The following is a 10,110-nucleotide window of genomic DNA, read 5'->3' as shown; positions in this document are numbered from 1 at the left end:
TCTTTCGCCTCGCCGTCGGCGAGGTGGTGGCCGCATCGCGGCCACCTGCACTCGCGGCGCGAGTGCGGGTCTCGGCGCATCGCGCCGAGACTGGGAGTCAGGCGGCCGTCAGGCCGTCCGCTGGCGTGTTCGCGCTGCGAGCGTGGAGTGCGGGTGGCGGGGCGGGGCCGGCGGCGGCCGTGTGGGCGAGGCAGGGCTTGGCGTCGGCCGAGCGCGAGGCGGCTGGTCTTGTCCGGCCGCGGCTGGTCCGCGGGGTCTGTTCCGGCGCCCGCGCATGGGGCAGCCGGCCGAAGTCGGTCCGGTTGAAGATCGTCCGGTGTTGGGGGCGGGGGCGTGGGTTTGTGCGCGCCGGTGTGGGCTGGGAGTTGGGAGATGCGTCGGCGGGAGCGACGTGGCCGGACCGGGCTGGGACGTCGTCGATGAGGGTTTGTGGCTTTTGCTGCAGGCGGCTGGGTGTGGAGTGGTGAGCTGCGGTTTGCTTGTGCCCGGGAGTGTGCGGCTGGGCTAGCGTGGCCGGGTTCGGGGAGCGACTATCGATCTTCGGGGAGGTCGATGTGAGGGCAACGGCACGCGAGATTCGGTCCAGGCTGCGCAGGCAGGCGGAGGCTGAGCAACAGAAGCGGGAGGACGCGGTTGTTGCCGTCGGTGTGGCCGCGGCCGCCGCGGTGAAGCGTCGCGCGGACAATGACGCGGCGTTGCGGGCTGTGTTCGAGGCGGCGTTGAGGACGTCGGCGGCGGATGGGCGTGTGCGCAAGCTGCGGGAGGCCTTCGAGGCGGCGTTGGCGCACACCGGGCGGGTGCTGGAGGCCGAGGTGGCCGCGGGCAGGACGGTGCTCGCGGCGGCGGAGTTGCGGATCACGCAAGGTCAGCTCGCGGAGTTCACCGGGCAGCGGGTGGAGGACTTGCGGCGCTGGGTGCAGTTGGTCCGGCGGGCTGAGTCTTCGGAGGCGGGGTCGGCTGTCGGGCCGACGCGCGCCGGGGGTGGCTCGGAGCCGATGTCGACGACGCCGGCGGCGGGGTTCGCTGTCGTCATGAGGGAGTCGGATGACGTGCGGGGCGATGCGCTGCACGGCGACGGGTCGGCGGCGTCGGCGGGCTAGGGGCGCAGTGGTCTGGGCGGGGTCGGTGCGTGACGGGGCGTCTCGTGTTCGGGTTGTGTGCCGGCCGTGCGCGGCGATGACGCTGTGGTGTTCTCGGGATTGGGCGAGGTGTTTGTGCTTGGTGCGGTTGCGTTGTCATGAGGGCCGCGCCTGCTGCGGTGCCTGCGTGCGCGATGCGGCCGGGGTTGGCGGCGTGGGTGCTGGCCGGATGTGCCTGCGGAGTACGGATTCGCGCACGGGCTCACGGTCCGGGTCAGCGCCATGCCGAGCTTGTGGTTCAGCGCGTATCGGTGGGGTTGACGGTGCGTTGGGTTGTGTTGCGGGTGATCGTGAGGTGGGTGGGCGTCGCGGAAGGCGAGGCTCGGTCGCAGGCTCTGGACTGCTTCGCGCGTGTGGGCGGGCGGCATGGTTTCGGTGCTCGGAGTCTGTGCGTTCGACCGGGTCGGGCTCCGCGACGAGGTCGCGTTCGGCGCCGGCCGGACGGGATGATGGGATGGGACTTGGTGGGGTGGCGCCTGGAGGTCGTGGGGCGTATCGCTGGAACGGTTGCGGGACAACGTGCGCTGGCTGGCGGCCTTCGGTCATCCGCGGCACCGCTTGAGCGACATCGTGTCCGCGGTGTGCGTGGTGTGGCGGCGCCGGCCAGGTCGTTGGTCGGATCGCGGTCTTGGCGGTGCTTCTACCGCCTGCTCTGGCGGCGGGAGCGGTGCGCTGACCTGGCTGTCGTGCTGCGCCCTGAGGCGATTGTCAGCGCGGTGGCCGCGTGGTGGCCGCGCCCGAACCGGTGTTGCGGGTCGGCGACCGGATCAGCTTCGGCGGCGACGAACGTCGGGTGCTCGGCGTGGCTGGCACCGAGGTCCGGCTGCGTAGCGACGGTGGTGGCGAGTAGGTGCTGCTGGGCGGGTGCGTGATGGCCGCACCCGACTTCGCGGTCCTGGACAGCGTTCCAGTACCGGTGGTCGAGCCGTTCGGGTTGCTGGGATCGCTACCGACGTTGTCGGCGATGCCGAAGGCCGGCGGGATCACCTGGCCGAGGTGAAGACCGGCCTGCCGTCCGGGGCCGTTCCCGGCGCGGCTCCGCGCTCCGGCTAGGAACGGCGGCAACGATGCTGACTGACCGTCGACGCGTCAAGGCTGCCGAACTGGGGCTGGCCGTTCGCATGATCGGGTGCAAGCGTGCCCGCTTCCTGGAACGTCGGTGTGGGTGTGGTCGAGCGGGCCCGGCTGGCCCCTACCTTCGACGTGGCCGGACGTGCCGACGTCGGCCTGGTCGCGGCAGTGCGCGGGGTCGTCGTGGTCGAGGCGGACGTTTCGACAAGCACCGCTGATTCAGGGCCGATGAGGACGGACAGCGTCGCGAGTCTGGCTGGCCTGCCAGTGTCGGATGCGGAGGATGAGGAATGACGTCGGCTCGCGTGGTCCTGGTGCGTCGGTGACCTCCGCGGTGACTGTTCGGTCGAGGGGAAGGAACCTTTGCTGGCTCTGCGGTATCGCGGCCCAGACGTCGTGGTTGCCAAGACGTCGTGGTTGAACGGAAGCTGTTGCAATTGTTGGGTTCGGTCGGGGATCGTGACTCGTTCGTCGGCCGTCGGGTCGTGCAGGATTGCGAGACAGGCTGCATGAGGCCAGTCTCCGGCTCGTGGAGCGCGGTTTTTCCTGCCCCATGACCTCCTCGATGCAGGCGGCTGGGCTGGTGTGCTGGAGCACCTGCTTCCCCGGCCGCGCGGTGCGGTTCTTCAGCGCGGTTGCATCGGTCGGCTGCAAGTCTGTGGGCGTGGCCAACGGCGACACCATGTCGGCCTCGAACGCGCATGCGGGGATCTGCTCGGTGACGTGGCGTTGGTCAGGATGGTTGTGCGTGAGGGATCAGGCGACGACGTCGGTGGGTTCGAGCTTGTTTCGCTTGACCGGTTGGCGGGGGCCGGGGTGAAAGAGGCGTCCAACAGCGGGCCGGTGCTCTTGGAAGCTCTGTTCGGCGCGGGTGTCGGGCTCGCGGCGGGCCTTTGTCGTCTGGGGCTGAGGGGTGTGAGATCCCTGTGTTCTTCGTCTTGTCGGAGTTCGGCGTGGGGCGTTGTGGTGTGTCCGTCCCGGGCGGCGGGTGGTTGTGCGGCGGCGGGGGTACGTCGCGCCGCGCGTGGCGCGTTGGGGACGGCCGTGAGGGTGAGGCGGCGGCGTTGTGTCCATAGTCTGTTGCCGTGGTGGGTGAGGCGCTGGTGTCCGCTGTTGGCAAGGGAGATCGCGGGGAGGGGCGCCGCCGCAGGCGGTCCGATGCGCCGCAGGCGGCGGGTGCGCGAGGGCGGCAGCCCTCGCTCGGGGTGTGCCGGGTTCGATGCCCGGCACACCCCGGCTGCGCGCGGCGCTGGCCGGTGACGCACGCCGTTGGAACGTGTGCGCGTCACCGGCTCTGGCCGGTTGCTATGCGGCGGTCGCGTAGTGCGCGGAGAGCTGCTCGGCGGGCGTGAGGGTGAGGTGGCCGGACTCGTTGTGAGTCCAGCGGTCCGAGTTGGCGGTGAGTTCGCCGTCAACCATGACGAATTCGCCGGACTTGATCAGCTGCTGACGGGCGCGGCGGACGGCCGCGCGCTCGACAAGGTGGGCCGTGGGCCGGTCCCATGCCGTGATCACGGTGTTGGCGGCACGCGGGTAGGTCCGCGCGAACGCCACAATCTGACCGATCAGGGCGGCAAAGGTGCCGGTGGTGGCCTGGGTGTCAACTACCTCATCCATCCACGCGGCCAGGATGTGGTCCGCCATGGCAGGGAATCGTTCGACCAGGCGGGCGCGCTCGTCGGCCACAGTGGCGGCGTCGGCGGTGGTGGCGACCGTGGCGGGGTGCAGGGTGGCCTTGCCGTTGGTGCTGCGAATCCGTCCGGCGTCGCACAACGCGGTGAGGGCGCGCACGATGACGGCGCGACTGCCGGGCTCGGTGTTCCACCACACCCGGAAGATAGGCACGATGGCGTTCGGGAACTCGTCGGCCAGTCGTAGCGCCTTGGCGGTGTCGGCGGCGCGGCGGGTGTCGGCGGCGGCCAGTTGGGCGGCTTCGTGCTGGCGAATTTCGTTCGCGAAGTGGGTTTCAGCCCACTTGAGGATGATGTCACGGTCAATGCGTCCGGACTGCGACGCGAAGGCGGTCAGCTTCGCGTGTAGCGTGCTGGGGTAGCGGGACGCGATCCACTCGCAACGCTTCGTCACTTTCGCGTGTCGTGAGCCGCGAATGTGCGGGAATCCGGCGCGCTGGGCTGAGGCGCATTCGGGGCACAGTCCGTTGTCGGCGCTGGCGGTGACGGTCTGGGTACGGGCTCGGGGAAGGTTGCACGCGACGCACGGAAGCGCCATCAGCTTGGCTGCGGTCGTGTCGTCGTTCTCGTCAGCGAACGAGTAACCGAAGTATTCGCCGGTGTCACCCTCGGTCATACGCGGGTCGTCGTCGATTCCGAGCCTGTAAGCGAAGTAGCTCACGACGCACAGCCAGTTTGGTTCGCGGTCGGCGAGTTCCTGGGGGGTCCTGACCTTGGCGGGGATTGTTTCCTTCTCCGGCTTTTCGATTGCGGCCCTGGGCGTCCAGTCGCGAAGGTCGGACGGGGTGACCCATCGTGCGGTTGCGGGCGTCCGCTCGGCCTGGGTGAGTCCGTAGGGCCTGGTGCGGTTCTTCCGGGTGTCGGTGTTGTTGGCGGCCTGGTCTTTGTTCTGGGGCTCGGAGAGCATGAGCAGGGCGGGGCCGTGGTTGTTCAGCGTGGGGGCGTAGCCCTGTGCGGGGGTTACCTCTGCGTCCGGAGTGTTCAGTGGCATGGGGTCGTGGTCTGCGTTGGCGGTTTCACCGGTGGTGAGGTCGTCGGGCATGATGTATTCGAGTTCGGGGCACTCGGCAACCTGGGTCATGAAATCGAAAATGCCGTCGATAAGAACGGCGTTTGCGTCGACGTCGCCGTATCGGGCGGAAATTGCGTTGCGGGCGCTGCACTTGTCCAGCTCGCTAAGAGCGGCGAGACAGTCAATCAGAAGCTGATATTCGGCGCTGTCGGTGCCGAAGGTGTCGAGCCATTCGGCGGCAGCTTCCTTAGCTGCTTCCCGCGCTTCGTAATTCCCCTTGGAAATCTGCGCGTCCATGTCCATGAGCAAAGCGAGAGCGTTACGCATGTTGACCCCATTACCGATTTGATGCGAATCACCGGGCTTCGACTTCCCGGTTTCTCTTACTGGTTCATCTTACCAAGAATAGGAGCTGCATTGCAATATGTTTGGTCACCGCTCGGTTACGATGTGCGCAGCTTTCTGGGCAGAGCGGATTGTCCCTTGTTTTTGCGCACGCAAAAGCGACTTGGCCGCGAATCTGTTTTTCACTCTGCCGCCCATTCCCCTCCCGCCCCCTCGATATAGGCCAGCACTTGTGACGCCGTAGGCGGGTCAAGAAAAAGATAAAAAATCTTCCACGCTTTTCGGAAGATTTTTTATCTTTTTCTTGAGGCGTCGTAGGCGGCATAATACAATTGCGGCCGGGGGGGCTTCGGTGAGCGCGGAGCGTCTCGCAAGGTTACCCGCGAATTCGTAGCCGGGGCACACTGCTTTACTCGCGGCACGAGACAGTCGGCGAAAGGGAAAAGCCGCCGCCACTGATCGGGGTCGTAACCAGCGACGGCGGCCGGCTCTGCGCGGCATACGCCTCGCCCTGGAGGGCCGGAAGTGGCGCACGCACCGCCCACGGGTGGTGTGCTGCTATCCTTGATACGCGCACCGACGACCAAGGGCCATACCGATGCCCGTGTGAATCCGGTGCCACGTGTGTCTGCGGTCTTCGACGGCCGTCCCCCTCACGGGAGGCGGTAAGCCCTCCGGGGTTTCCGCAGGGACACACCAAAGGTCGTGCCGGGCACAGCCGGGCACGACCTTTGTCGTTCTGGACCCGACACAGAAACGCCTGGTCGAGGGCGGGCAGGGGGCGGGTTTATCAGGCCTGATAAACCCGCATCTCGGCCTCAGTCACTGGTTCCGCGTCGACTGCGGCAGACGCACGGCGCCATCATGAGCGCTCCACCTCGGGCTCGGCGGCGGTTGAGGACAGGTCGAGGATCTCGGCGTCGGGCACCTCGGTGGACACCAGGTACCTGCGGTCGAGGGCGAGGCCGCGCTGCGCGGCGGTGTGGCGGTCTTGGGCCCGAACGACGATTTCGTGGTGCTGCGTGCCGTGGCTGATCAGGACGACGTGGAAGTTCTCGCCGGCGGTGAAGGTGTCCAGCTCGCTGATCAGGTCCCGGATTGCGTTGCGGTCGCCGCCCTCGTTGAGGCGCAGCAAGCGCGTGCTCGCCAGCATTGCGCGCAGCCCGTCGAGCCGGTTGATGACGCTGATCGGCGTGTTGGGGTGCCGGCGGGCCTGGTCGGCATTGTCGCGGAGCAGCTCGACTGTCTCGGCCACAGCGAGCGGCCACGGCTTCGGCCTGTCCATGGCCTTGGCCTCCAGGTCGTCCGCGATGGCCTCCAAGGCGTCGGCGATAGTCGAGGCGTGGTGGGCAGACTGCTTGTCCAACGCGGTGTCCCCTGTTCGTGGTCGGTTGTTGGTAGCGGGGGCTGGCGGCTGGCTCGCGCCGAGTACGGGGTCGACCGGCGGATGCGACACGGGAGGGCCGAGCCAGCGACGGAGCGAGTCGATGTCGGCGTACGAGGACTGTCCAGCGCGGGCGGCTGTTTGCACACGGCGCTGGTCGGGGCGGCCCTAGGTGCGTGCGCTGTAGAACCGCGGCCTGGTTGTCGGGGTCGACTAGCTCCGGACGTTCAGTGCCGTTGGCCGTCAAGGACTCGGTGATCTACCGCCTGTTCGCCGTGACATGACCGATCAGGCGCACATCGGTGGCACGGCTTGGATCATCAGGTGGCCGATCGCGGCAAGGGCCTGGCCGCGTGTCCGAGCAGGAAAGGCATTATGGCCTTACAGCCCGGAAGCCTCACAGTCCGTCATGGCGCAGTTGCGGATGCCCACCGCCCCGGCTCCAGCGTCCTCGGTCTGCTTACCGATTCGGTTGATCGCGACGATGATTTCGTGAGCACGGTCGAGAAGCCGGCGGTCGTCGCAGAACTGCTCGGAGACGCGGATGTTGGACCGCATCGATGCCGGCACACGACCCAAGTCTGAGATCATCTTTGCTTCGCTCCACAGCTGGGAGACCTTGTTGGCCAACTCCCGTGCGCGGGCTGCATCGCTGACGCTCAGCCTCACCCGGTCCAGTGCGGTGCGCAGTGCGGGACCGTCGAGGTCGCCCGTTGAAGCGTCGTCAAGTGCTGGCATGAGGTCGCGCTCGTTCTCCAGCGCGACTGCCCGATCCTCGAGTTCCTGCCAGACGAAGTGCAGCTCAAGATCCGCGGCGTACAGCACGTCGAGGACCGATTTGGCGGAGCTGTCGGGGCGATCCGTGACGCTCGTGCTGATGTGCCAGTGCGGGTCGCTTTCCTTGACGTGCAGCGGATGCTCGGTGTCGGTCCGGATGAGTTTGTCCCACAAGTAGAGGACATGTGCATTCAGATCTGCCCGCTGCTCTCGCAGCTGCTTCATGGACAGTTCTGCCTGCGCGAGCTTGTCCATCGTCTTTGGCATTCCTTCGCGGCGGGCCGACGTGAGTTTCATGCTTGAGGGTCTCCTCATATGTGATGCGGTGTTGTGCACGGGTCCTGTTGTGGGCAGGCTCGGTGCGAGAATGGAGAGGCTGTGGTGCTGTGTCTTGCGCCGCCACGCTCTCGCAGTGCCTGATCGCCATCGCGGACGCACCTGTACACCACGCCGATGGCCCGGATGTCAGAACGGGTCAGGCCGCTCGTGTGACCTGGGCAGCGCGGCGAGCGCTTCCTGCGGCTGCTGGTGCGCCGACTGCGCCTGCCGTTCGCAGCAGTCGGCCTCCGCCGCGTCGTAGCGGCCGTGGTCGGGTTCCTCGTTCTACGCGGTGTGCGCGGTGAAGCTCACAGAGGTTGTGGCAGGCCTCGGCTGGCACAACCTGGAGGCGCGGACCGTGCCAGCCGAGGTGAGCGGGCTGCTGTGCCGGAGGGAAGGGCACGCGCCGCGGCTCAGTGAGGACGTCAGCGCAAGCTCGGCCCGGAGCTGTCACTCACTCCTAGTACATGACGAGGTGTTCGGCTGTGCAGTTCTTGCCCTGGCAGGGCAGTGCGGTCGAGAGGTCCACCGTGCGGTAGTACTCGCGCTCTGCAGTCGTGCAGGAATTCCAGAACTTCTTGAACTCCTCGAGCGCGTCGGGCTCCAAGCTACCGATCATGTACTTGCACAGGTCGCGCAACCAGTTGAAGTGCTTGGGCAACATGAGTCCCTCCTAATTGTCTGCGTTCTTCCTCGGTACGGCGGGCAGTGGACGCGTGCCCGGCTTATGTGCCGTTGAGGTGCAACTCGGGCTCAGCAGCACCTTCGTCGCCGCAGTGGTCAGTTCCGCGACTGCGTCTCCGGTGGTCTGGCGAGCGACTGCGTAGAACCAGGCGCTGCGGCGGTCGGCCGGGCGCTCGGTGGCCCCACTTCCTTCTCGGAACCTCGTCGACGATCCAGTCGGGGGCCAACCAGCTACGGGCGCAGCGATCACCCGCGCACCACAGCTCGGTTAGGAGGTTTTGCGCCTGCTCGGGGATTTGGGCTCGGAGCACGGGTGGACGTCCAGGCGGTTCACAGGTGGGCGGCTGCACGGTTGGCCGAGAACGTTGTTGTACCAGCAGGTTCGGCGCCGCACGTAGGTCTGTTCGACGTGGCCGCGGCGCGGGCCCTGCGGGGTCGTCTGCGCGACACAGGATGAGCATGCTGTGCCTCGATGCATGACTCCGCCTCGCTGCGGCCGGTGCGAGCCCTGACCTTGTCGGATCTCGCGTGAGCGGTAACCGACTCGCCCAGACACCGGAGACCAACGTTGTGCCGACGCAACAACGCGATCTCACCCAAGTAGACAGAACCTGAAAGTCCGTCCACGGCCCCGGTGCAGAGGCTGCGTAGTTGTGACGCCTGTCGGCCAGGAGCCGCACCGGTGGACAGCCGGGTTCGGCGCGGCGCAGCCGGCGGACGAGCTTCACCATGCGGGCTGGCACCAGGATCGGCAGCGCTACCTGCTCGGCAGTGGCGGAGCTGTGCCGGGCGGCTTGGCGTGCGACATCCTGCCACTGGGTGTGGCGGGCACGATCGGATGCCGGCTCCTCCGCTACGGGCACAGGGCGATTGTCGCCGGTCGGCCGCGATCGGCTCGGCTTTTCGGTTTGCCGCACGTCACAGGTCGATCCCCTCGCCGATCATCGCCCCGGCGAGCCGGGCCTCATAGGGCGCGCGGCCGGTGGCCCGGCACCACACGCAGCGCATGTGGTCGTCGTGGCCCTGCTCCTCGGTGCCGAGCACCTGCACGAAGTTGAGGCAGTGGCATCCGGACATGCACGTCAGGCACCACCGGTGGGTGCCGTGGAACTGGACTTCGGGCGTCTGCCACGGGTCTTCCGGGTCGTTCCATGCCTCGTCCGGGCAGCACACGAACATCGGGTACCGGTTGCCGTACAGGAGGTCTTCCCGGCGTTGCGCCCAGGCCAGCGCCTCCTCGATCGTCATCAGCCTGGTCGTGACCGACACCCAGCCGTAGTCCGACTTCACGTCGGTGAACGACTCGCTCAGCGTCTCCACGATCGCCGAGCGCACCTGGTCGACCTGCTCGGTCACGGTGTCGTCGCCGTTCATCGGCCTCGTGAACCCGGTGACGGTCGTCATGTACTCGACGCCGGCGGGCCCCGACCGGGCGACGTGCGTGCGCGCTTTCAGCCCGGTCAGGTCGACGCCCGCGGTCTTGAGCAGGGCGCGGACCCGGCGGCTCTGCGCGGCTGCTGATCGCACACGGCGTGCCAGTTCCTCATCGGGCTGGTCGGTGGTGATCATGCGGTCACCGGCTCGGGGTATCGGTAGACCCACAGGCCACGTGCCCCGTCACCGATCGAGTTGGCACGGCTGGGGCGGCCGTAGGTGCCGCCGCCGGACGGGCCGGTCGTGACGCGCAGC

The 10,110-nt window shown here is 67.6% G+C and carries 9 protein-coding genes; 4 read left to right on the top strand and 5 right to left on the bottom strand.

The genetic code is table 11. The features are described from left to right. Nucleotides 1-554: 554 nt before the first annotated feature. The 4 genes from ADL03_RS26710 to ADL03_RS26705 all read left to right on the top strand — a co-directional run bounded on the left by ADL03_RS26710 (nt 555) and on the right by ADL03_RS26705 (nt 2,504). Nucleotides 555-1,100: a hypothetical protein gene (locus ADL03_RS26710; RefSeq protein WP_157529269.1), complete on the top strand. Its 546-nt coding sequence runs from the start codon at nt 555-557 to the stop codon at nt 1,098-1,100. Between the two features lie 763 nt (nt 1,101-1,863). Next, the gene (locus ADL03_RS50275) at nt 1,864-1,989 is read left to right on the top strand and encodes a hypothetical protein (protein WP_255353407.1); all 126 of its coding nucleotides are present in this window, start codon (nt 1,864-1,866) and stop codon (nt 1,987-1,989) included. Continuing rightward, a complete protein-coding gene (locus ADL03_RS47400) occupies nt 1,990-2,139 on the top strand; it encodes a hypothetical protein (RefSeq protein ID WP_157529267.1) in 150 nt (49 codons plus the stop codon). A gap of 137 nt (nt 2,140-2,276) precedes the next feature. Beyond that, a complete protein-coding gene (locus tag ADL03_RS26705) occupies nt 2,277-2,504 on the top strand; it encodes a hypothetical protein (RefSeq protein ID WP_157529265.1) in 228 nt (75 codons plus the stop codon). A 1,011-nt stretch (nt 2,505-3,515) separates the two neighbouring features. On the opposite strand, the gene ADL03_RS26695 is transcribed toward ADL03_RS26705, so the two are convergent. The 5 genes from ADL03_RS26695 to ADL03_RS26675 form a co-directional block, all read right to left on the bottom strand. Continuing rightward, a complete protein-coding gene (locus tag ADL03_RS26695; protein WP_157529263.1) occupies nt 3,516-5,210 on the bottom strand; it encodes a hypothetical protein in 1,695 nt (564 codons plus the stop codon). Between the two features lie 910 nt (nt 5,211-6,120). Next, complete coding sequence (locus ADL03_RS26690; protein WP_157529261.1) at nt 6,121-6,624, bottom strand: hypothetical protein; 504 nt, start codon at nt 6,622-6,624, stop codon at nt 6,121-6,123. 399 nt (nt 6,625-7,023) lie between these two features. Then, nucleotides 7,024-7,716 carry a hypothetical protein gene (locus ADL03_RS26685; protein ID WP_157529259.1) on the bottom strand — a complete coding sequence of 231 codons (693 nt, stop codon included), beginning with the start codon at nt 7,714-7,716 and terminating at the stop codon, nt 7,024-7,026. Nucleotides 7,717-8,197: 481 nt separating this feature from the next. After that, nucleotides 8,198-8,401, bottom strand: coding sequence for a hypothetical protein (locus tag ADL03_RS26680; RefSeq protein ID WP_053736301.1), 204 nt, complete (start codon nt 8,399-8,401; stop codon nt 8,198-8,200). A 938-nt stretch (nt 8,402-9,339) separates the two neighbouring features. Then, entirely contained in the window at nt 9,340-9,990 is a 651-nt protein-coding gene (locus ADL03_RS26675) for a hypothetical protein (RefSeq protein WP_053736300.1), read from the bottom strand. Nucleotides 9,991-10,110: the final 120 nt, after the last annotated feature.

The sequence above is a fragment of the Nocardia sp. NRRL S-836 genome (genome assembly GCF_001279525.1).
GTDB lineage: Bacteria > Actinomycetota > Actinomycetes > Mycobacteriales > Pseudonocardiaceae > Lentzea.
The sequence above is the reverse complement of the archived record's forward strand: the minus strand, read 5'-3'. Positions and strand labels throughout refer to the sequence as shown.

What these genes read in the sequence shown, in the direction of transcription:
- ADL03_RS26695 (WP_157529263.1), bottom strand. Translation starts at nt 5,210, where the DNA reads ATGGACGCGCAGATTTCCAAGGGGAATTACGAAGCGCGGGAAGCAGCT.
- ADL03_RS26685 (WP_157529259.1), bottom strand. Translation starts at nt 7,716, where the DNA reads ATGAAACTCACGTCGGCCCGCCGCGAAGGAATGCCAAAGACGATGGAC.
- ADL03_RS26680 (WP_053736301.1), bottom strand. Translation starts at nt 8,401, where the DNA reads ATGTTGCCCAAGCACTTCAACTGGTTGCGCGACCTGTGCAAGTACATG.
- ADL03_RS26675 (WP_053736300.1), bottom strand. Translation starts at nt 9,990, where the DNA reads ATGATCACCACCGACCAGCCCGATGAGGAACTGGCACGCCGTGTGCGA.